The organism is Kitasatospora sp. NPDC036934, from assembly GCF_055608425.1.
Genome location: NZ_JBVJQR010000004.1, coordinates 292,079 through 313,640 on the forward strand (window position 1 = coordinate 292,079; position 21,562 = coordinate 313,640).

The 21,562-nt window shown below is 73.0% G+C and carries 19 protein-coding genes; 11 read left to right on the top strand and 8 right to left on the bottom strand.

Annotated elements, in window-relative coordinates; all coding sequences use genetic code 11:
* Positions 1–100: 100 nt before the first annotated feature.
* Positions 101–1,090, top strand: a complete 990-nt coding sequence (locus ACZ7BZ_RS08735; protein ID WP_470357738.1) for an Lrp/AsnC family transcriptional regulator — start codon at positions 101–103, stop codon at positions 1,088–1,090.
* A 77-nt stretch (positions 1,091–1,167) separates the two neighbouring features.
* Here the strand turns inward: ACZ7BZ_RS08735 and ACZ7BZ_RS08740 are convergent, their stop codons facing one another.
* The 3 genes from ACZ7BZ_RS08740 to ACZ7BZ_RS08750 form a co-directional block, all read right to left on the bottom strand.
* Positions 1,168–1,995: a helix-turn-helix domain-containing protein gene (locus tag ACZ7BZ_RS08740; RefSeq protein ID WP_470357739.1), complete on the bottom strand. Its 828-nt coding sequence runs from the start codon at positions 1,993–1,995 to the stop codon at positions 1,168–1,170.
* Between the two features lie 73 nt (positions 1,996–2,068).
* Positions 2,069–2,551 carry a DUF2269 family protein gene (locus ACZ7BZ_RS08745; protein WP_465741696.1) on the bottom strand — a complete coding sequence of 161 codons (483 nt, stop codon included), beginning with the start codon at positions 2,549–2,551 and terminating at the stop codon, positions 2,069–2,071.
* A gap of 133 nt (positions 2,552–2,684) precedes the next feature.
* Complete coding sequence (locus ACZ7BZ_RS08750) at positions 2,685–3,392, bottom strand: 4'-phosphopantetheinyl transferase family protein (protein WP_470357740.1); 708 nt, start codon at positions 3,390–3,392, stop codon at positions 2,685–2,687.
* Positions 3,393–3,737: 345 nt separating this feature from the next.
* Between ACZ7BZ_RS08750 and ACZ7BZ_RS08755 the strand changes: the two genes are divergently transcribed.
* Positions 3,738–5,195, top strand: a complete 1,458-nt coding sequence (locus ACZ7BZ_RS08755; RefSeq protein ID WP_470357741.1) for a choice-of-anchor A family protein — start codon at positions 3,738–3,740, stop codon at positions 5,193–5,195.
* A gap of 197 nt (positions 5,196–5,392) precedes the next feature.
* On the opposite strand, the gene kynU is transcribed toward ACZ7BZ_RS08755, so the two are convergent.
* Positions 5,393–6,625: a kynureninase gene (gene kynU, locus ACZ7BZ_RS08760; protein WP_470357742.1), complete on the bottom strand. Its 1,233-nt coding sequence runs from the start codon at positions 6,623–6,625 to the stop codon at positions 5,393–5,395.
* A 20-nt stretch (positions 6,626–6,645) separates the two neighbouring features.
* Positions 6,646–7,476: a tryptophan 2,3-dioxygenase gene (locus ACZ7BZ_RS08765; protein ID WP_470357743.1), complete on the bottom strand. Its 831-nt coding sequence runs from the start codon at positions 7,474–7,476 to the stop codon at positions 6,646–6,648.
* A 219-nt stretch (positions 7,477–7,695) separates the two neighbouring features.
* Between ACZ7BZ_RS08765 and ACZ7BZ_RS08770 the strand changes: the two genes are divergently transcribed.
* On the top strand, positions 7,696–8,130 hold the full coding sequence (locus ACZ7BZ_RS08770; protein WP_470357744.1) for an Lrp/AsnC family transcriptional regulator: 435 nt from the start codon (positions 7,696–7,698) through the stop codon (positions 8,128–8,130).
* Positions 8,131–8,207: 77 nt separating this feature from the next.
* Complete coding sequence (locus ACZ7BZ_RS08775) at positions 8,208–8,747, top strand: NADPH-dependent FMN reductase (RefSeq protein WP_470357745.1); 540 nt, start codon at positions 8,208–8,210, stop codon at positions 8,745–8,747.
* 10 nt (positions 8,748–8,757) lie between these two features.
* On the opposite strand, the gene ACZ7BZ_RS08780 is transcribed toward ACZ7BZ_RS08775, so the two are convergent.
* Entirely contained in the window at positions 8,758–9,390 is a 633-nt protein-coding gene (locus tag ACZ7BZ_RS08780; RefSeq protein WP_470357746.1) for a MarC family protein, read from the bottom strand.
* 239 nt (positions 9,391–9,629) lie between these two features.
* On the opposite strand from ACZ7BZ_RS08780, the gene ACZ7BZ_RS08785 reads away from it, so the two are divergent.
* The 3 genes from ACZ7BZ_RS08785 to ACZ7BZ_RS08795 all read left to right on the top strand — a co-directional run bounded on the left by ACZ7BZ_RS08785 (position 9,630) and on the right by ACZ7BZ_RS08795 (position 13,173).
* A complete protein-coding gene (locus ACZ7BZ_RS08785) occupies positions 9,630–10,190 on the top strand; it encodes a DoxX family protein (protein ID WP_470357747.1) in 561 nt (186 codons plus the stop codon).
* Between the two features lie 336 nt (positions 10,191–10,526).
* On the top strand, positions 10,527–11,042 hold the full coding sequence (locus tag ACZ7BZ_RS08790; RefSeq protein WP_470357748.1) for an FxLYD domain-containing protein: 516 nt from the start codon (positions 10,527–10,529) through the stop codon (positions 11,040–11,042).
* A gap of 313 nt (positions 11,043–11,355) precedes the next feature.
* Positions 11,356–13,173, top strand: coding sequence for a glycosyl hydrolase family 18 protein (locus tag ACZ7BZ_RS08795; RefSeq protein ID WP_470357749.1), 1,818 nt, complete (start codon positions 11,356–11,358; stop codon positions 13,171–13,173).
* Between the two features lie 90 nt (positions 13,174–13,263).
* On the opposite strand, the gene ACZ7BZ_RS08800 is transcribed toward ACZ7BZ_RS08795, so the two are convergent.
* On the bottom strand, positions 13,264–13,848 hold the full coding sequence (locus ACZ7BZ_RS08800) for a MarR family winged helix-turn-helix transcriptional regulator (protein ID WP_380455321.1): 585 nt from the start codon (positions 13,846–13,848) through the stop codon (positions 13,264–13,266).
* A 143-nt stretch (positions 13,849–13,991) separates the two neighbouring features.
* On the opposite strand from ACZ7BZ_RS08800, the gene ACZ7BZ_RS08805 reads away from it, so the two are divergent.
* The 3 genes from ACZ7BZ_RS08805 to ACZ7BZ_RS08815 all read left to right on the top strand — a co-directional run bounded on the left by ACZ7BZ_RS08805 (position 13,992) and on the right by ACZ7BZ_RS08815 (position 17,986).
* On the top strand, positions 13,992–15,296 hold the full coding sequence (locus ACZ7BZ_RS08805; protein ID WP_470357750.1) for an MFS transporter: 1,305 nt from the start codon (positions 13,992–13,994) through the stop codon (positions 15,294–15,296).
* A gap of 230 nt (positions 15,297–15,526) precedes the next feature.
* The gene (locus tag ACZ7BZ_RS08810) at positions 15,527–17,146 is read left to right on the top strand and encodes a dolichyl-phosphate-mannose--protein mannosyltransferase (RefSeq protein WP_470357751.1); all 1,620 of its coding nucleotides are present in this window, start codon (positions 15,527–15,529) and stop codon (positions 17,144–17,146) included.
* Positions 17,147–17,401: 255 nt separating this feature from the next.
* Positions 17,402–17,986: a TMEM165/GDT1 family protein gene (locus ACZ7BZ_RS08815; protein ID WP_465741672.1), complete on the top strand. Its 585-nt coding sequence runs from the start codon at positions 17,402–17,404 to the stop codon at positions 17,984–17,986.
* A gap of 89 nt (positions 17,987–18,075) precedes the next feature.
* Here the strand turns inward: ACZ7BZ_RS08815 and ACZ7BZ_RS08820 are convergent, their stop codons facing one another.
* Positions 18,076–19,164, bottom strand: coding sequence for a peptidoglycan-binding domain-containing protein (locus tag ACZ7BZ_RS08820; RefSeq protein WP_470357752.1), 1,089 nt, complete (start codon positions 19,162–19,164; stop codon positions 18,076–18,078).
* Positions 19,165–19,449: 285 nt separating this feature from the next.
* On the opposite strand from ACZ7BZ_RS08820, the gene ACZ7BZ_RS08825 reads away from it, so the two are divergent.
* Positions 19,450–21,552: an MDR family MFS transporter gene (locus ACZ7BZ_RS08825; RefSeq protein WP_470357753.1), complete on the top strand. Its 2,103-nt coding sequence runs from the start codon at positions 19,450–19,452 to the stop codon at positions 21,550–21,552.
* Positions 21,553–21,562: the final 10 nt, after the last annotated feature.

Consider the following 21,562-nt stretch of genomic DNA (forward strand, 5'->3'; position numbering starts at 1 on the left):
TCCCGGTGGCCGGTCCACTCCGGCTGAACAGGACAAGGAGTACCGTCGGAGCTGCCGAACAAGACGCTCAATCGGACTCGAATGACGGAGATCGGACACAATGGACCTCGCCACGACCGATCCGGACACCGTGCTGGACACCCTCGACCGCCGCCTGATCGGCGCCCTCCAGGTGGACGGACGGGTCGAGCCCGGCCGGATCGCCGAGGTGCTGGGCGTCTCCGCCCGGACGGTCACCCGCCGGCTGGGCCGGATGCGGCAGGCCGGGGTGCTGCGGGTGGTCCGGATGCCCGACGTCGAGGACGCCGCCGTGGGGGCGCTGCTGCTGCGGGTCCGGGTGCTGCGCGGCCGGGTGGACGCCATCGCCCGGGCGCTCGCCGACCGTCCCGACGTCCCCTTCGTCGACGTCATGCTCGGCGGCCACGAGGTCGGGGCCGTGATGCTGAGCGACGCGGGCGCCCGAGACCGCCTGCTGTACGGGCAACTGCCCGCGACCGGCGCCGTCACCGAGACCACCACCCACGCCGTGCTGCACGTCTTCGCGGACGCCGGGCAGTGGCGGGCCGGCTCGCTGACCGACCAGGAGGCCGCCGCGCTCGCCCGACCGCTCGCCCCGCGCCCGGCCACGCCCCCGCCGCTGGACGGCCTCGACCGCGCGCTGCTGGACCGGTTGGAGCAGGACGCCCGGCAGTCCCACGCCGTACTGGCGGCGGCGGTCGGCGCCCCCGAGTCGACCGTCCGGCGCCGCCTGCACCGGCTGGACGGGCTCGGACTGCTGCGCACCCACGCCACCGTGGACCCCCGACTGCTCGGCATGGCCGTGGACGCCAACCTCTGGCTCGACGTGCCGCCCGGCCGGCTCGCCGAGGTCGGTACCGCACTGGCCGGCCACCCCCGGGTGCACGGCGTCTTCGCCACCAGCGGCCCGACCAACCTGCTGGCCACGCTGTTCTGCCCCGACCACGGCGGCCTCTACCGCTTCCTCACCGACACCCTCGGCCCGCTCGGTGTCACCCGCGCCGAGACCACCATCACCGCCCGCGCGGTGAAGCGGGCGGGCGTGCTGCTCCGGCAGCCGGGCAGACCGTGAGGGGCCGGGCCTTCCCGCGGCCGGGGCAGCGGCGGCCGGGAGGAGGGGGCAGCGGCGAGCCGGGCAGCGGCGGCCGGCTAGCGCTCCGGGCCGACCACGGACTGGAGGTACCGGACGGTCTCCGGGTCGGCGGGCAGGAAGGTCTCCATGGCGAGTTCGGAGACGGTCACGTCCAGCGGTGTGCTGAAGGTGGCGATGGTGGACAGGAAGGAGAGCACCCGCCCGTCGCGCCGGACCCGCAACGGCAGCGCGAAGGGGTGCCCGTGCCCGGCGCCGTCCCCGGCCGGCCCGTCCTCCGCCGGTTCCGGGTAGCCGCGGACCTCCTCGTACAGCCGCCGCAGCGGCTCCGCGCGGACCAGCTCCAGCCGGTGTTCCAGCCGCGCCAGCAGGTGCCCGCGCCACTGCCGGAAGTTGACGATGTGCGGCGCCAGCCCGTCCGGGTGCAGGGCGACCCGTACGGCGTTGAACGGCGGCCGGAGCAGCTGCGGGTCGACGCCGTCCAGCAGCAGGGCGAGCGAGCGGTTGGCCGCCAGCACCTGGAAGGTCCCGTCGAGCACCACCGCCGGGTACGGGTCGTGCGCGGCGAGCAGCCGCTCGACGCCGCCGCGCAGCGCGTCCATGGACGGGTCGTCCAGTGGTGTCTCGGGGTAGTGCGGGGCGTAACCGGCCGCCAGCATCAGGGAGTTGCGCTCGCGCACCGGGACGTCCAGCTGTTCGGCCAGCCGTAGCAGCAGGTCCCGGCCCGGCCGGGCGCGGCCGTTCTCGACGAAGCTGAGGTGCCGGGCCGAGGAGTCCGCCCGCACGGCCAGTTGCAGTTGGCTGAGCTGCCGGCGTTCCCGCCAGTCGCGGATCAGCGGGCCGACGCCCGTCCCGGTGGGGCTGCCCATGCCCGCCACGATCGTCATGGGCAAGGACGGTACTCGAACGAGCCGGTCCCGCGGGAGGGGGCCGGGCGGACCAGGCGGGGTCGGCCGGGGATCAGGCGCCGGTGGTCGAGCCCGGGCGGATCACCATCAGCACCACGACCACGGCCCACAGCAGGTTGAACACCCCGGCGGTCATCGGCAGCAGCCGCAGGCCGCTGACGGCCTTGGTGTGCTTCTCGTCCGCCGGGTCGAGGCCGAGCGCGTCCACGGCGGCCTGCTGGCCGGGCAGGACGAAGAGCAGCAGGGAGAGCGCGGCGATCGCGGTGAGCACCATCGAGGCGATCAGCCAGGACTGGCTCAGCACGTCCATCACCTGGGCGACGCCGATGCCCAGCACCGGCACGGCGACGCCGAGCAGCGCGTAGACCTGGGTGATCCGGTGCAGGACGCGCAGCACGCCCGCGTCCGAGGCCTGGTCCGGCCCGCCGGCCAGGGCGGCCTTCGCCCGGCGCGGGAACATGCTGACGGCCACCGCGACCGGGCCTATGAACAGGACCGACGCGAGGACGTGCAGGCTCAGCAGGAACTTGGCCATGGCGGGGCACCCTTTGATCCGGTGGGCAGCTGGGGGGTCGGCGGGCGTGCGCCGTCGGCGTGCCCACGACCAGGCACGCTAACACCGCTTATTCAGCGGCCCCGCGCTCGGGTGCCCCCGGCCGGTGCCCTGCTCAGCCCGCCGGGACCAGCTCCACGATCCGCGGCGGGGCGGTGCTGACGGCGGCGACGGCCGCGCCCTGCCCGGGGGCGGTCCAGTCGAGCAGGTGGAGGTCCTGGAAGCGGCTGCGCGCCGGCGGGCCGGGCGGCACCTCCAGCGGCAGGGCGGAGAGGTCGACCTGTCCGAGGGTGTCCAGGGTGGCGCGTCCGATCTTGATCAGCGACTCCTTGCGCACCCACAGCCGCAGGAACGCCCGGCCCGGCTCCGGGGCCGCCTCGACCAGGGCCAGCTCGGCCGGGGTGAGCACCCGGCGGGCGACCGCGCCCAATGAGCCGCCCCGGGTGGCGAGTTCCACGTCCACGCCGACCGGCCGGCGGCCCGCCCCGGCGGCGACCACGCCCCGGGTGTGGGACAGGCTCACCTCCACCCCGGGGTGGTCGGGCAGGTAGGGCTTGCCGTGGTCGGCGAGGCCGCAGTCCGGGCACTGCTGGGCGAGGACCAGCCCGGCCGCGGGGACGCCGAGCAGCCGGGCGGCGCAGAGCCGGACCAGGACGTGCCCGGCGACGAAGTCGGTCCGCCCGGACTCGTGCCGGAAGCGTCCGGCACGGGCCCGCTCGACGTCGGTGAGCAGGTGCTCGCCCGCCTCGGGGTGGCGCAGTACGGCGTCTGCGGACGCGACCGCGACGAGCGGTGCGTCCTGCTCCTGGGCCTCGGTGGTCATGGGCTCCAACCTAGTCCGCCGGGTCGTCGAGCGGGGACCCGGACCTCGAGGAGCCCGGGGTGAGCCGGAGGCAAGCCCCCAGGGAGCCGGCGGGGACGGTGCGGGAAGCCCGCGGGGACGGTGCGGGAGGCGGCGAGGTCTTGGACCGATCGGATGATCGTCGGATCGGATCTGAGGGTCTATAGGGTAGGAAAAGTTCCTTTTAGGGTTGGATGTCCTGGATCTGTGGGATCGCCAGCAGATACCACGGGACATGGCAGGTCCTCCGGGCCTGTCTTTTTTCTATGTGCGGAGGAAATGTCGATGGGTCAGGCCGCCGGTTCGCCGGATCACCGAACGACCGCCGTGAGAACAACGCCCGCCGGCGGACGGCGCCGGGCCGTCCGGGTCGCCGTGGCCACCGCCGTGGCCGCGGTGCCGCTGGCCGCCGTGCTGACGGTCGGGTGGGCCGCCCCGCTGGCCCCGCCGCTGGGTGCCTGTTCCGGTCCCGACTGCCCCGCCACCTGGCCGCCGCCGCACAACGGCGACTTCCCCGGGCGGGACGCCACGATCAACGTGTTCACCGGTGGCGACTACACCGTCAACGGCCGCGCGGCCGAGGCCGAGGGCAAGATCGTCACGCTGGGGAACCTGACCGTCGACAAGAACGGCGGCGGCATCTACAACATGGGTGTCGTGGGCGTCGGGTCCCGCGTCGTGCCGCCGAACGGCAGCGACTTCGTCACCACCGGCGGCAACGTCGACGCGAAGGGCGGCAGCTCGATCCTGATCGGCGGCAGTGACTCCCACGGTCAGGCCTTCGGCAACCTGCGCCACGCGGGCAGCGTCACCGGCGCCGTCACCATCGAACCCACCGGCCAGTCGATCCAGGACCCGAACGCGGCCGCGCCGTACCAGGACGTGCTGACCCAGATCGAGGAGGTCTCCGACTGCGTCGGGCGGGCCACTGCGACCGGCACCGTCGACGTCTCCGCCAGCCAGGCCACCCTCACCGGTGACGGAGTCAGCATGAAGCAGGTCTTCAACGTCTCCCGCGACCTGGCCTCGCCGAGCGGCGGCCAGATCGGCCTGGTCTTCGCCAACATCCCGGCCGGGGCCACCGTCGTGGTGAACATGCTCGGGGACAGCCCGATCATCAACACCTACACGGGCACCGGTCAGCCGGGCGACCAGACCACCGACATGCGCTCCAAGCTGATGTACAACTTCCCGACCGCGACCAACGCCCGGATCCTGGGCAGCGCCCAGTTCCAGGGCTCGGTCCTGGCGGGCAACCCGGGCGGCACCACGACCATCGCCCAGCCGGGCGTGAACGGCCGGGTGTACCTCGCGGGCAACCTGATCCACACCGGGACGGGCGGCTACGAGATCCACAGCTATCCGTTCGACGGGGACCTGCCGGACTGCGCGGTGACGCCGAGCCCGACGCCGACCTCGCCCTCGCCGAGCCCCACCTCGCCGTCGCCGACCTCCCCCTCTCCGACGTCGCCGTCGCCGACCTCCCCCTCTCCGACGTCGCCGTCCCCGACCTCCCCCTCTCCGACGTCGCCGTCCCCGACGTCGCCGTCCCCGACCTCCCCGAGCGCGAGCGCCACTTCGCCGTCGGCGAGCACGTCCACGTCGAGCGGGCACCCCGCTCCGACCAGCCACCACCCGACCGGCCACCACCCCGGTGGCGGTGGTGAGTTGCCCTCGACCGGTGCGGGCGACGCTCCGGTGGTCTTCGGGCTGGCCGGTGTCGGCCTGCTCGGGCTGGGCGGTCTCGCCGTCCGGGCCGCCCGCCGCCGCGGCCGCCACAGCTGACGGGTCGCGCCGACGCGAAGGCCGCCCGGTCGATCCGACCGGGCGGCCTTCGCCGTACCGCGGCCGGTGCACCGAGTTGACCCGGATCCGCGTGTTGACGATCGAGCCGCCGCCGGCCGCCCGCACCGCCGGGACGAGGGTCTTCATCCCGAACCCCGGTGAAGACGCCGGTCAGGCTGATGTCCAGGACCTTCCGGTTACGTCACCGCGCCCCGACGGGAGAACCGTTCCTCCCGCCACTCGCCGCTCGCCAGCACTTCGGCCAGCTGCCGGGCCGCGTCCCACACCTCGGTGTACGAGAGGTAGAGCGGCGTGAAGCCGAAGCGCATCAGGTCCGGCGCGCGGAAGTCCCCGATCACCCCGCGGGCGATCAGGGCCTGCACCACCGGGTAGCCGTCCGGGTGCCGCAGCGCGACCTGGCTGCCCCGCCGGGTGTGCTCGCGCGGGGTCACCACCTCGACCCCGTCCAGGCCCTCGACCAGCGAGACGAACAGGTCGGTCAGCGCCAGGCTCTTGGCCCGTACGGCGGCCAGGTCGGCCCGCTCCCAGATGTCCAGCGAGACCTCCAGCGAGGCCTGGCCGAGCAGCGAGGGCGAGCTGGTCAGGAAGCGCCCGATGCCGGGCTTGGGGTCGTAGCCGGGCTCGAAGGCGAACGGGCGGGCGTGCCCGAACCAGCCGCTCAGCGGTTGCCGCGGACCGGCCGCCAGGTGCCGCTCGGCGACGTACAGGAAGGCCGGCGAGCCGGGGCCGGAGTTCAGGTACTTGTAGGTGCAGCCGACCGCGAAGTCCGCGTTCGCGGCGCCCAGTTCGACCGGCAGCGCGCCCACCGAGTGGCACACGTCCCAGATCATCAGGGCGCCCGCGGCCTGCACCCGGGCGGTGATCCCGGGCATGTCCAGCAGCTCGCCGGTGCGGTAGTCCACGTGCGACAGGACCACCGCGGCGACGTCGCCGTCCAGGTGCCGGTCCAGCTCCTCGGGGCGGATCAGCACGCTGCGCCCGCCCTCGGTCAGGCCGGTCACGCCCTCGGCGATGTACAGGTCGGTCGGGAAGGCCTGGTCGTCGCCGAGCACCGTGCGCCGCTCCGGGCGCAGCCGCAGCGCGGCGGCGAGCACCTTGAACAGGTTCACCGAGGTGGTGTCGCAGACGACCACCTCCGCCGGATCGGCGCCGATCAACGGCGCGATCCGCCGTCCCAGCCGGTACGGCTGCTCGAACCAGCCGGCGTCGTTCCAGCTGCGGATCAGCTCCCGGCCCCACTCCTGCTCGACCACCCGGGCCACCCGCTCCGGGGTGCGCACCGGCAGGGCGCCCAGCGAGTTGCCGTCCAGGTAGATCACCCCTTCCGGCAGGGTGAACTCCTCGCGGAACTCCGCCAGCGGGTCGACGGCGTCCAGCGCCGCGCACTCCTCGCGCGTGATCATGCCCATCCCTCGTCCGTCGCTTCTGCTCACAGCTCGTCCCGGATCGCCCACAGCTCCGGGAACACGTCCTGCTCGGCGGCCTTGCGCAGCCAGGTCAGCCCGCTGGAACCGCCCGAGCCGGGCTTGCCGCCCATGGTCCGCTTGACCGAGCTCAGGTGCCGCTGGCGCCAGCGGGTGACCCGCTCGGCCACGTCCAGCAGCGTCTCGCCGAGCGGCTGCAGCTCCGCGAACTCCGGTTCGGTGTAGACCCGGCGCCAGGCCGCGGCGGCCTCCTCGGAGGGGCGGTAGCGCTGCTCCGAGGCCTCCGGGAGCACCGCCAGGCCGCGCCGGGCCAGCAGCCCGAGCGCCTCGTCGTACAGGCCAGGGGAGCGCAGTGCCTCGGTCAACTCGGCCTGGACCTCGGGCATTTCGCCGTACATGTTGAGCAGTGCGGCGTTCTTGTTGCCGAGCAGGAACTCCAGGTGCAGGAAGGCCGAGGACTGGAAGCCGGAGGCCTCGCCGAACAGGGCGCGGAAGGAGTTGAACTCCTGCGGCGTCATGGTGGCCAGCAGGTCCCAGGACTCCACCAGCACGTCCTGCACATGGGTGCCGCGGCGCAGTGCGGCCAGCGCGCCGGTCAGGTCGTCCTCGCGCAGCGCCTGCCGGGCGATCGTCCACTCGTGCCGCAGCAGGTCGAAGAGCAGCTCCATCACCTGGGTGGTGACGATGAACGACAGCTCGGCCGGCTCCTTGCTGCGCGGGTGCTGGAGGCTGTGCAGCTCCTCCAGGCGCACGTACTGCGCGTACGGGGTGCCCCGACCCGGTCGGTCGCCCCGACCGAACGACAGGTTGGGTGTCTCCACCGTGTCGTGCCCCATCCCGATCCCTCCTGATCCGTCCGGGCCTGGTCGCCCGGGACCGGCGGAGCGGACGGAAGTCCTGGTTCCACCGGGGAGCCCATTGTGCGGCGCCGTGGGCCCCCGCTTGAATGGCCGATGAGCACCGCAACCGTGCTTCGGGTTGTCGTTCGCGAGGCGTTCGGTCGATCTGCTTAATGAATGTAAAACCGCTGATCGCAACGCATCCCAGGAGCCGTCATGGACACCGTCGACCGCCGCCTGCTGGCCGAACTGCAGGCCGACGCCAGGCTCTCGTACAACGAACTCTCCCGCCGGGTGAGCCTGTCCGCACCCGCGGTGGCCGAACGGGTCCGCCGCCTGGAGGCGGACGGGGTGATCAGCGGCTACCACGCCCACGTCGACCCCACCCGGGCCGGGCTGCCGATCACCGCACTGGTCCAGGTCCAGTGCTACGGCCCGCGCTGCGTGCTGCGCGACCCCGAGGTGGCGACCTGGCCGGAGGTGCTGCAGCTGCACCGGGTCACCGGCGGGGCGTGCTGCGTGCTGCTGGTCGCGGTGGCGACGATGGCCGGGTTCGAGGCGCTCTGCGACCGGCTCGGCGGGTACGGGCCGCCCGCCAGCTCGATGATCCTCTCCAGCCCGGTGCCCTGGCGCCCGCTGCTGCCGAACTGACGGCCGCGCGGCACCGCTGGCGGTGCGGCACCGCCGGCCGCGCGTTGACGTCGACGTCAGGGAGTAGGTTCCTCGGCATGCCGAACGAGCGCCACATCCTGCTGCTGTCCGGGAGCCTGCGGGCCGGCTCCGCCAACGAGGCCGTGCTGCGCACCGCCGCCGCGGTGGCCGACGCCCTGCCGGGCCTCCGGACCACGTACTACCCGGGCCTGGCCGGACTGCCGCACTTCAACCCGGACCACGACACCGACCCGCTGCCGGAGCCGGTGGCCGCGCTGCGGGCGGCGATCGGGGCGGCCGACGCGCTGCTGGTCTGCACCCCCGAGTACGCCGGGACGTTGCCGGGGGCCTTCAAGAACCTGCTGGACTGGACGGTCGGCGGGACCGAGATCTCGGACAAGCCCGCGGCCTGGATCAACTGCGCCGGCCCGGGCCGCGGCGGGGGCGCCGCGGCCACCCTGGGCACGGTGCTCGGCTACACCGGCGCGGCGGTGCTGGCGGAGGCCTGCGTCCGGATCCCGCTGGAGCGCGGCGCGGTCGGCCGGGACGGGCTGGTCGCCGACCCGGCGGTGCGCGGGCGGATCGGCGAGGTGCTGGCCCGCCTGGCGGCCGGCTGAGCCGCCGCGGTCAGTGTGCCGCCGGCAGGTGCACCCCGAGCCCGGCCAGGCCCTCCAGGAACAGCTCGACGCCGACCGCCGCCAGCAGCAGGCCGAGCAGCCGGGACAGCACCTCCAGCGAGGTGCTGTGGGTGCGCCGCATCAGCGGTGCGAGGACGGCCACGCAGACGTAGTTGAGCGCCACCACGGCCACGTACGCCCCGGCGACGGCCGCCTTCCAGCCCAAGTCGTCCCGGTTCAGCGAGGCGACCAGGACGGCGCTGACCGCGAGCGGGCTGGCGATGTACGGCAGCAGCAGTTCGCGGATGCCCTCGACCAGCGGGTTCGCCAGATGCTCCTCGTCGTCGCCGTCCCGGCCGAGGTGGATGCCGAGGACCAGTGCGACCGCGTAGACGAAGAAGATCGCCCCGCCCGCGAGCCGCAGCGACACGTCGCTGATGTGGAAAAGCGTGGTGACCGCGTCCGCCCCGAAGCCGAGCACCAGGCCGATCAGCGCCGAGATCACCGTGCTCCAGGCCGCCAGCCGGCGCAGTTCCGGGTCGCTCCGGTCGGCGGCCAGGTGGGCGAAGGCCAGCAGGGTCTTGGGCGGGCCGACCACGGCGAAGAAGGTGATGAACGCGCTGCTCAGGTTGAAGACGAACATGGGCCCAGCATGACCGCGGTGCCTGGTGCGACCGGTCCGCCACGCCATGCCCCGCAGTCGGGCGTGGCGCGAATCTCCCCGTTCGCGGTTCATTCCGTGCAGTGGGTGGATTCGCCCGGATGGCGGTCCCGGCTCGAACGGGCGAGCGCTCTCGGGTGCCATGGAGGTAGGTGCCACGGAGGTGGGTGCGACCGCTCCCCGGCGGTACGACCACTCCTCGGCGGAAACGAGGATGCGACATGTGCCTGAACCGTAAGGACCTGGGCCTGCTGGCCCTGCGCAGTGCGGTCGGCGGGGTGCTGATCGCGCACGGCACCCAGAAGCTGTTCGGCTGGTTCGGTGGCGCCGGCCTGGAGGGGACCACCCAGGCGATGGACCACATGGGCTTCCACCCGGCCCGGGAGAGCGCCATCGCGGCGGGCCTCGGCGAGGCGGGCGGCGGCGCGCTGCTGGTGGCCGGGCTGGCCACCCCGGCGGCCGGCGCGGTGGTGGCCGGGACGATGGCCGGAGCCGTGGCGGTGCACGCCCCGGCGGGCTTCTTCATGACCGGCGGCGGCTACGAGTACCCGGCGTTCCTCGGCGCGACCGGGCTGGCGATCGGCCTGGCCGGCCCGGGGCGGTACTCGCTGGACCACGTCACCGGGCACGTCTTCGACCGGCCGTGGGTCGGTGCGCTGGCCTTCGTGGCGAGCGCGGTCGGCGCGTACGGGGTGGTGGCGCGGCGCCGTCACCTGGTGCGGCTGCGCGAGGAGCGGGCGGCCGTGGAGGCGGACGAGCAGGAGGGCTCCGGGCTGTCGTAGGGCCGCTCCGCCGGTTCCCGTTCGGTGCTTCGCGTTCGGCGCCTCGCGTCCGGCGGATCCCGTCCGGCGATCGGCGGTTGGCGTTCGGCGCCGCGCGCCCGGTGGGAAGTGTCGGACCCGCTCCGGGGCGCGGCCCGGGCGTCACCCGGAGGCAGCACCCCTGCTGGCGGGGGTGACGGGCGCCTCGGAGGGTGGGTGGGGAGTGTGCCGGGCAGCCCGGCGCCGGGAAGGAACGAGGATTCCATGGACCGCACGGACCGTCGGCCGCCCGTCCGAGCCGTCTCCGGGCCGCGCCCGGCCCTACCGGTGAAACGTCAACACAGGCTCGCCGCGGGGATGTTGGCCGCCACGGTGCTGGGTTCGGCGGTGCTGGCCGGCTGCTCCTCCGGCAAGAGTGCGAGCAGCTCGGCCTCCTCGGCGGCCGGGGAGGCGCAGAAGCTGGCGAGCGCCGCGGCCTCCGCCGCCTCGGCACTGGCCTCGGCGGCCGGCGGGGTGGGCGGGGCGATCTCCTCGGCGGAGGCGGAGGCCTCGTCGGCGATCTCCGCGGCCTCCTCGGCGGTCGCCGGGATCAAGGGCGGCCTGGACGCCAAGGGGGACGTCTCGGTCGGGTCGGTGTCGACCGGTTCGGACGGCAAGCCGCAGGTGCAGCTGACCGTCACCAACCACGGGCAGCAGTCATACCGGTACGTGATCCAGGTGAACTTCACCGACGGGAGCGGCAAGCTGCTGGACGCGACCGCGGTGACGGTCGACGACGTGGCCGCGGGCGGGAGCGCCCAGGCGACCGCGCACGCCAACCGGGACCTCTCCGGCACGGTCAAGGCCGAGGTGGCCAACGCCGTCCGCTACTGAACCGCCGCAGCTCAGGCCCGGTGTGCGGCCGCGGTCGGCGCGGGGCGGAACCTTAAGCGGGTCTCAAGGGCCAACAGCACCCCTTGACGGGCGAGTTGGTCTAGTCCATTTTTATTGCCCAGGTGCAGGGAGCCCCTGAACCGGCGTCACCGGCCTCGTGCCGGGGGCGCCGGTTCGGCACATCCCGGTGTCCGTCAAAGGCCTGCCCGCTCGATTCCCACCCCTCGTCTGTCATGTCCCGGTCGTCCGGCCCCACCCCGGATGTGCCACCCCACCGGGCGACGGAACCCCCACACCCAGGAGTCACGCACCCATGCTGCGCTCACGCATTGAAAGGGCCGGGACCCCGGCTCCGGACGGGCCCCGCCGGCGCCGCCCGAAGAGCCTGGCCGCCATCGCGGCCGGCACCACCGCCTCCCTGCTGCTCGGCGCGGGCCTCGCGCTGACCGGCGGCGGCGCGGCCAACGCCGCGACCACCAACTCCACCGGCGCGCCCGCCACCAGCGGCGGCATCAAGGTCGCCTACTACGACCAGTGGTCGGTCTACGCCAACGCGTACTACCCGAAGACGATCCAGGACACCGGCGTGGCCGGGAAGCTGGACTACCTGATCTACGACTTCGCCAACATCTCCCCGACCGACCTGGGCTGTTTCGAGGCGACCAAGGCCGCCGACACCAACGACAACAACCCCAATGCCGGTGACGGCGCGGCCGACGCCTTCGCGGACTACCAGAAGAGCTTCGGCGCGGACATCTCGGTGGACGGCGTCGGCGACGTCTGGAACCAGCCGATCGCGGGCAACTTCAACCAGCTGAAGAAGCTGAAGGCGAAGAACCCCAACCTCAAGATCCTGCTCTCGATCGGCGGTTGGACCTACTCCAAGTACTTCTCGTCGGCGGCCGCCACGGACGCCTCGCGCAAGCACCTGGTCTCGTCCTGCATCGACATGTTCATCAAGGGCAACCTCCCGTCCGACGCCGGCTACGGCGGTCCGGGTACGGGCAAGGGCATCTTCGACGGCATCGACATCGACTGGGAGTACCCGGGCGGCGGCGGCCACACCGGCAACATCTCCAGCCCGGCCGACAAGCAGAACTTCACCCTGCTGCTGCAGGAGTTCCGCAACCAGCTGGACGCCCAGGGCAAGGCCGACAGCAAGACCTACGCCCTGTCGGCGGCGGTGGGCGCCGGCCAGGACAAGATCATGAACGTCGAGACCGACAAGATCGGTCAGTACCTGACCTTCCTCGACGTCATGACCTACGACATGCACGGCGGTTGGGACCCCCAGGGGCCGACCAACCACCAGGCCCCGCTGTACTCCGGCCCGAACGACCCGTCGACCCCGGCCAAGCCGGGCAACGGCAAGTACTCGATCGACAACGCCATCAAGGCCTGGACGGCCGGCGACGCCCAGTACGGCATCCCCGGCGGCTTCCCGGCCAACAAGATCAACATGGGTGTGCCGTTCTACTACCGCGGCTGGACCGGCGTCCAGAACAACGGCAAGAACGGCCTCTTCCAGCCCGCCACCGCCCCGGCGGCCGGCGCCGCGATGTCCGGCAACGTCCCGGGCATCCAGATGTACAAGGAGCTGGCCGGCTTCGTCGACAACCCGTCCAAGACCTACTGGGACGACGACGCCAAGGCCGCCTACTTCTACGACGGCAACACCTTCTGGAGCGGTGAGAACGCCAAGTCCGTCCAGGCCAAGCTCGACTACGCGCACTGCAACGGCCTCGGCGGCTCCTTCGCCTTCTCGCTGTACGACCTGGGTACCAACACCACCCTGTTCGACACGATGGTGAACGCCACCAACGGCTCCGCGGCCGGCTGCCCGGCCCCGCCGACCGGCACCCCGACCCCGACCCCGACTCCGACCGGTACCCCCACGGGCACGCCGACCGGGACCCCGACCGGCACGCCCACCGGTACCCCGACCGGCACCCCGTCCTCGCCGGCGACCTGCCCGGCCGCCCCGAGCTGGGACCCGAACGCCACCTACGCGGCCGGCGGCACCAAGGTCTCCTGGAAGGGCCACTACTACACCAACAAGTGGTGGACCAAGGGCGACGACCCGAGCCAGAGCGGCCAGTGGGGCGTCTGGACCGACAACGGTCCCTGCTGAGCGGCTGAGCGGTACTGACCTGGAACGAGTCCGGCCCGCCGGGGGAGCACCCCCGGCGGGCCGGACTCACGTGTCTGCGCCGGACCGGCGTCACGGGGCCAGGTCGGCCGTGCGCCCGAGCGCGTCCGGCTGGCTCTCCTCGATCCGCCGCAGCATCCGGGCCAGCAGGGCGGAGAGCGCGGTGCGCTCCTCGCCCGCGATGTCCTGGAGCAGCTCCTCCTCGAACACCGCCGCCATCCGCATCGACTCCAGCCACTTGTCGCGGCCGTTCTCGGTCAGCTCGATGATCACCCGCACCCGGTTGGACTCGTCCCGCTCCCGGGTGACCAGGTCCTCGGCCACCATCCGGTCGATCCGGTGGGTCATCGCGGCCGGGGTGAGCCCCAGCCGCTTGGCCAGCTCGCCCGGCCCCAGCTGGTACGGGCTGCCGCTCACCACCAGCGCCTTGAGCACCTCCCACTCGGCGGAGGTGATTCCGAGCACAGTCAGCTGCCGGTCGTACGCGACGCCCATCCGCCGGGAGACCCGGTTGAGGGTCTGCACGATCGTCTCGACCTGAGGGTCGACGGTGGGGAACTCCCGCTGGTAGAGGGCCACTTGCTCGGCGATGCCGAGCTCCAGGGGAGTGCTCCGCGGCGGTTTGTCGGCAGCCGGCGACGGCTTGTCCGTAGTCATGCGGACCAGTGTCGCACGGGCGTGCACTCCTTAAGCCTTTGACTCCGCAGTCTTCCGGTGCTAAGACTTTATCTCGTCACAGTTTAGGTCTGAAATCTTCCGGGCTTAAGAGTTCCAGTCGAAACAGAGAAGGGATGTGCACGGTGACCGGCACGGTGAAGCAGCAGAGGCAGCAGCGCGGGGCGGGCGGCCCGCTGCGCCGCGTCCAGATCGGCAACGCGCTCAGTGCGTTCGGCAGCGGGTTCACGATGCCGTACATGTTCGTGTACGTGGACCAGGTGCGCGGGCTGGGTTCGCTGGCCGCCGGGATGGTTTTCACCGTCTTCGCGCTGGCGGCGCTGGCCGTGCTCCCGTTCACCGGGCGCGGCATCGACCGCTACGGTCCCCGTCCGGTGCTGCTGGTGGGTGCGGCACTGGCCTCCACCGGCGCGTTCGCCTTCGGCCACGCCACCGGCACCCCGGCCCTGCTGGTCTCCTCCTTCCTGTTCGGCGCGGGTGTCACCACCTGCCAGCCGGCGCTCGCCACGATGATCGTCCGCTGCTCCACGGCGGCGACCCGCTCGCACGCCTTCGCGCTGCAGTTCACCCTGGTCAACCTGGGCATGGGCATCGGCGCGCTGGTCGGCGGGCAGATCGTGAACGTCGCCGACCCGGCCAGCCTCACCCGGCTGTTCACCATCGAGGCGATCACCTTCCTCGGCCTGGCCCTGGTCACCGGCACCGCACGGATGCCCAAGGCCCAGCTGAGCGTCGTCCAGCAGCAGGGCGACGGCCCGACGGGCCTGCGCGCCCTGCTCGCCGACAAGGCGATGGTGCGGCTCAGCATCCTCGCCGGGCTGATCTTCTTCACCTGCTACGGCCAGTTCGAGTCCGGCGTCGCGGCCTTCGCCACCGACACCGTCGGCACCGCGCCGTCCACCCTGGGCCTCGCGATCGGCGCCAACGCGGTGACCATCGTGGTGCTGCAGATGTTCATGGTGCGGATCACCGCGCGCCGCCGCCGCACCACCGCGATGGCCGCGGCCGGCGTGGTCTGGCTCGGTGCCTGGGCGATGGCCCTGGTGGCCGGCCTGATCCGGACCGAGACCATGGCCGCCACGGTCGCCATCGTCTCGATCTACGCCCTGTTCGGCGTCGGGGAGTCGCTGCTCGCGCCCACCATGGGCCCGATGGTCGCGGACCTCGCCCCGGCCCGGCTGCTCGGCACCTACAACTCCGGGTACGCCCTGGTGAAGCAGATCGCGATCGCGGTCGGCCCGGCCGTCGGCGTGCTGCTGGTCGGCTCCGGCACCTGGCCGCTCTACCTCGCGGCCATGGCGGGCTCGACGCTGCTGATCGTCCTGCTGGCGCTGCGGCTGCGCCCGTACCTCACGGCCGAGCAGGACAACGCGGCCCCGGCCGTGGTCCGCACCCCGGCCCCGGTCCGGGAGCTGCAGACGGCCGCCTGACGGGCCACGGGCCCGCGTGCCGCAGCCGCGCAAGGGCGTGCGCCCCAGTCGCGCAAGGGTGTTCGAGGCGGGCGCCGGCCAGGTCACCTGGTCGGCGCCGGTCGCGCTTGGCTTCCCGGGCACCGCCACATAGTGTCAGTGGCTGTTGACCGCCCGGCCCCGGCCAGGGCAGCAGACCCGGGCCCGGCGCAGCAGTCGCGGCTCCCGCAGACAGGCGAATCGGCGAGGCTATGACGCAAGCGGCGCTCACGCACCCCCCGGCGGCCCGGGCCACCGCCGGCCCGGATCCGGCACCGGCCCCGCGCGGAGGTCTGCTCCGCTGGGCGGCCGACCACTCCGGCTGGCTCGGCCCGATCGGCGTCGCGGTCTTCGCGGGCCTGCTGCGGTTCTGGAACCTCGGCTACCCCAACGCCTTCGTCTTCGACGAGACGTACTACCCCAAGGACGCCTGGTCCCTGCTCCAGCAGGGCTACGAGGGCACCTGGCCCGACCACGCCAACGCCGACATCCTGGCCGTCCCGCAGTCCGTCCCGCTCACCTCCGCGCCAGAGTTCATCGCCCACCCGCCGCTCGGCAAATGGGTGATGGCGATCGGCGAACAGCTGTTCGGACTGCATCCCTTCGGCTGGCGGTTCATGACCGCCCTGCTCGGTACCCTGGCGGTGCTGATGCTGGCCCGGATCGGCCGCCGGCTCTTCGGCTCCACCCTGATCGGCTGCACCGCCGCCCTGCTGATGTCCGTCGACGGCCTCCAGCTGGTGATGAGCCGGGTCGGCCTGCTCGACGGCATCCAGATGTTCTTCGTTCTCGCCTCCTTCGGCGCCCTACTGGTCGACCGCGACCACGCCCGCGCCCGGCTGGCGGCGGCCACCGACGGCGACACCGTCCGGCTCGGTCTGCGCCCCTGGCGGATCGCCGCCGGAGTGCTCATCGGCGCGGCCTGCGCGGTCAAGTGGAACGGCGCCCCGATCCTGGCCGCCTTCGGCCTGCTGACCGTGCTCTGGGACCAGTCCGGCCGCCGCGGCGCCGGGGCCCGCCACCCCTGGCGCTCCATGCTGCGCCGGGACGCCGTGCCCGCCTTCCTCGCCATGGTCGGCTCCGCCGTGGTGGTGTACGTCGGCGCCTGGAGCGGCTGGCTGGCCAGTGGCGCGAACGGCGAGGGCGGCTACGACCGGCACTGGGCCGACGGCCGCGCCGGGCTCTCCCCGGACCACGCCTTCGGCATCCCGCTGCCGCAGGTCTCGATGAGCTGGGTGCCCGGGCCGCTGCGCAGTCTGTGGCATTACCACTCGCAGATGTACGACTTCAACACCGGCCTGAGCACCCCGCACACCTACCAGTCCAACCCCTTCTCCTGGCTGGTCGACGGCCGCCCGGTCTCCATGTACTGGGAGCCGGCCCAGGGCGGGACCCGCGGCTGCACCTCCTCCGGCGGCTGCGCGGCCCAGATCCTCGGTCTGGGCACCCCGTTCCTCTGGTGGGCGGCCTGCTTCGCGCTGGTCTACCTGCTGTGGCGCTGGTTCTTCCGCCGGGACTGGCGCTCGGGCGCCGTGCTGTGCGCGGTCGCCGGGATCTACCTGCCCTGGTTCCAGTACCAGGAGCGGACGATCTTCTCCTTCTACATGGTCGTGCTGGTGCCGTTCCTGTGCCTGGCCGTCGCCCAGATGCTCGGCGCGATCCTCGGCCCGGTGGGCTGCAGCCCCCGGCGCCGCCGGTACGGCGCGGCGGCGGCCGGGCTGATCGTGCTCGCGATCGTCGGCTGCTTCGCCTTCTTCTACCCGCTGTACACGGGCGAGGTGATCCCGATGTCGTCCTGGCAGGACCGGATGTGGTTCACCAGCTGGATCTGACGCTCGCGGTGCTCGGCGGTCGCGGTGGGGTGTTCGACGGCGTCGGGTAGGCTGGGGCGCGTTGAAGGGGAGTAGCCCTCTACCGGACCGTCGACATACTGGCCCTCACGGGCCCGGCGCCCGGGGCACCGCGCGGTTGGCGGCTGCCGGCGAGACCTTCGGCCGCAGTGCTGTGACCGTTTCCAGTGCTGTCGGGCCGAAGCGTCCCCTGACGGACCCGCCGAGGCCGGGCAGCCCGACCGAGGGATTCCTCCGATGAGTTTGACCGTTGCCGCGTTGACGTTCGGCATCATCTTCCTGGCCGAACTGCCGGACAAGACCGCGCTGGCCAGTCTGGTGCTCGGCACCAAGTACCGGGCGAGCTACGTCTTCGCGGGTGTCGCCGCCGCGATGCTGGTCCAGGTGGTGCTGGCACTGGTCGCCGGGCACCTGCTCTCGCTGCTGCCGCACCGGTGGGTGGAGGGCATCACCGGCGTGCTGTTCCTGGTCGGCGCGGCGATGCTGCTGTTCCACGGCGGGGAGGACGAGGACGAGCACGCCGCCAAGGAGCCGTCCTCGAACCGCTTCTGGAAGGTGGCCGGGACCAGCTTCCTGGTCGTCGCGGTCGCCGAGTTCGGCGACCTGACCCAGATCATGACCGCCAACCTGGCCGCCAAGTACGCCGATCCGCTGGCGGTCGGCCTCGGCTCCTGGCTGGCGCTGTGCGCGGTCGGCGGGATCGCCATCGTGGGCGGGCAGAAGCTGCTCAAGCACGTGCCGATGAAGCTGATCATCCGGGTGGCGGCGGCGATCATGGTGGTGCTGGCCGGGGTCAGCATCTTCGGGGCGATCACCGGCTGACGGTGACCGCCCGCGCCGGTCGGCGCGGGCCGACGGCGGGGGGCGATGTCCCGGCGGGGGCAGCGGCCCGGCGGTGGTGCTGGCCGGGGTCAGCAGCCCGGGTCGGCGGTGAGGACGGCCTGGGTCTTGGGACCGTAGACGCCGTTCTCGCCCTTGATGCGGTTCTGGCCCTGGTAGTCCTTCAGCGCCGACTGGGTCCACCAGTCGAAGGTGCCGGTGATGATCGACTTGTCGACGTAGCCGCACTCGGCGTGGTAGAGCAGCTGCTGCATCGCCTTGACGTCCGGTCCGCTCATGCCCATCTGGAGCACCCGCGGGGTCTGCGTGGCCGTCGGTGTGGGGGTGGGCGTCGGGGTCGGTGTCGGTGTCGGGGTGGGGGTCGGTGTCGGCGCGGGGGTGGGGGTGGGCGTCGGGGTCGGCGTCCTGGTCGGGCTCGGCTTGCGGGTGGGCGTGGGGGTCGGGCTCGGCGCCTCGGTGGTCGGTGTCGCGGAGTCGGTGGGCGGGGCGGCCAGGGTCGGCGGGTCCACCGGGGCGGGGGCGAGCGAGGTGCTGGGCGCCGGTGCGGCCCGGCGGGTCGGCTCGGAGGAGGGCGTCACGGCGTACGCGAGGCCCACGGTGAGCGCCAGCAGTCCGGCGCCGATGCCCGCGATCAGTCCCTTGCGCCCGGCGAACGGGCTGCGCTCGGCCTGCTCGGCTGCCCGGCGCGCGGCCCGTCCGCCGGGGGCGGCGCCGGGTTCGGGTGCGCCGTTGTCGAAGGGGAAGTAGCCGAGGTCGTCCCCGCCGCCGGGCGGGGCGGGCGGCCCCGGCTGGATCGGCGGCAGGACGCTGGTCGCGTACGCGTCCGGCGCGGGGCCCGGGACGGGCGGCAGCACGGTCGTCGCGTAGGCGTCCGCGTCCGGCCCGAGCGGTGGCGTGCCCGCTCTGCCCTGGAGACCCGGCTGACCCGGCTGGACCGGTCGGCCCGGCTGGACCGGCGGCAGGATGGTGGTCGCGAACGGGTCGGTGGTCAGCGGCGGCTCGTCCGCGACCTGGTCCGGCGCCTGCGGCACGTACGGGCGGACCAGCGGCGGGCCCTCCAGGTGCGGGAGGACGGCGGTCTCGTCGAGGCTCCGGTCCGGGAGGCAGCCGCACCCGGTGGAGCGGGCGGTGCCGCACGTCGGGCAGTGCTGGTCCGGCATCGGCCGGTCCTCCTCGGTTCTCGGGTCTCGCGATCGCGCCTGATTATGCAGGACGTCCCGGAGGGTGGACAGGGGCGTCCGGCCCCCGGCGGGGGTGTTGTGCCGGTTGGTGGTGGTTGGCCCCGGGGGAAACCGCCGGGGCGCGTGGGATGGCCCGGGTGCTTACGTTCGGCTCAACCGGGGGGCGCAAAACGGGACGAATCTGCCAGCATGGAGAACCGGGAGTGATCATCCACCGGGCGTCCGGTGGTCGGCCCCGCCACCCCGCGACCCTACGGAGACGCCATGACGGACCCTCCCCCGACCTCCGGCCGCGGGTACCCCCGTGCCGCGTCCGACCGGAGCCCGGCGGCCGAGCCCGGCCCGCCGGAGGTCACCGTCCCCAACCTGTGGGTGCCCATCGGCGCCCTGCTGCTGGCGATGCTGCTCGCCGCCCTCGACCAGACCATCGTCTCCACCGCGCTGCCCACCATCGTCAGCGACCTCGGCGGCCTGGACCACCTGTCCTGGGTGGTCACCGCCTACCTGCTGGCCTCCACCGCCGCCACCCCGCTCTGGGGCAAGCTCGGCGACATGTACGGTCGGAAGCGGTTCTTCCAGGCCTCCATCGTTATCTTCCTGGTCGGCTCGGTGCTCTGCGGACTCGCCCAGAACATGGGCGAGTTGATCGCCTTTCGGGCGCTCCAGGGGCTCGGCGGCGGCGGGTTGATGGTGCTCTCCCAGGCGATCGTCGGGGACCTCGTCGCCCCTCGGGACCGCGGCAAGTACCAGGGCGTCTTCGGTGCCGTCTTCGGCGTCACCAGCGTCCTCGGACCGCTGCTCGGCGGCCTGTTCGTCGACCACCTCAGCTGGCGCTGGGTCTTCTACGTCAACCTGCCGATCGGCGTCGTCGCCCTGGTGGTGATCGCCGCGGTGCTGCACGGCCTGGAGGTCCGGCGCGAGCACCGGATCGACTACCTGGGCACCGCGCTGATCGCCGCCGTCGCCACCTGCCTGGTGCTGATGACCTCGCTCGGCGGCACCACCTGGGCCTGGAGCTCCTGGCAGGTCGTCGGCCTGGGGGTGCTCGGTCTGGCGCTGCTGCTGGTCTTCGTCCAGGTGGAGCGGGCGGCCGCCGAGCCCGTCCTGCCGCTGCGGTTGTTCCGCTCGCGGACCTTCAGTCTGGTCGCGGTGATCTCCTTCGTGGTCGGGTTCGCGATGTTCGGCGCCCTCACCTACCTGCCGACCTTCCTCCAGGTGGTCCAGCAGGTCTCGCCCACCATGTCCGGCATCCACATGCTGCCGATGGTGCTCGGCATGCTGCTCACCTCGATCGGCTCCGGCCAGGTCGTCGCCCGCACCGGCCACTACCGGATCTTCCCGATCGCCGGGACGGCCGTCACCACGGTCGGCCTGCTGCTGCTCTCCCGGCTGGACGAGCACAGCAGCACGGCCGAGATGAGCCTCTACTTCCTGGTCTTCGGCCTCGGGCTGGGCCTGGTGATGCAGGTGCTGGTGCTGATCGTGCAGAACTCGGTCGGCTACCAGGACCTCGGGGTGGCCACCGCCGGCGCCACCTTCTTCCGCTCCATCGGCGCCTCCTTCGGCGTCTCCATCTTCGGGACGATCTTCGCCAGCGGTCTGCGCTCCCGACTCGCCGACGCCCTGGCCGGGCAGCCGCTGCCACCGGGCTTCCGGGTGGAGGCGATCACCGCCGACCCCCGCCTGATCACCCGGCTGCCCGCCGCCGCGCAGGCCGGCGTCCACCACGCGTACGCCGAGTCGATCACCCGGGTGTTCCTCTACGCGGTGCCCGTCGCGGTGGTCGCCTTCGTGCTGTCGCTGTTCCTGCGCGAGCAGAAGCTGCGCTCCACGGTGACCGCGCCCGACCTGAGCGAGTCCATCGGGATCAACCCGGTCGAACGCTCCTCCCTGGACGAGATCGCCCGCGCGCTGTCCGTACTGAGCACCCGGGAGGCCCGGCGCGACCTCTTCCGCCGGATCACCGCCACCGCCGGACTCGACCTGCTGCCCGCCTCCAGCTGGCTGCTGCTGCAGATGCACCACCACGGCTCGGTGGAGCCCGCCGAGCTGGCCGAGCGGCGGATCGTCCCGGTCTCGGTCGTCGAGGAGGCCGTCCGGGAGGTGGAGGGCCGCGGCCTCGCCGCCCGCTCCGGCGGGCTGCCGCTGCGGCTCACCGAACCGGGGGAGGAGGCGGCGCTGCGCCTGGTCGAGGCCCGGCGCACCCAGCTCGCCGAACTGCTGGGGGACTGGGACGAGAAGGAGTACGACGACCTCGCCGCCCTGCTCACCCGACTCAGCTCCGCGCTCTGCGCCGACCGGCGCGACCGGCCCGACCCGCCGCTCGACCCCCAGCCGCCGTACCGGGGGGAGGGTCGGTCGTTCTGAGGCCTCCTCG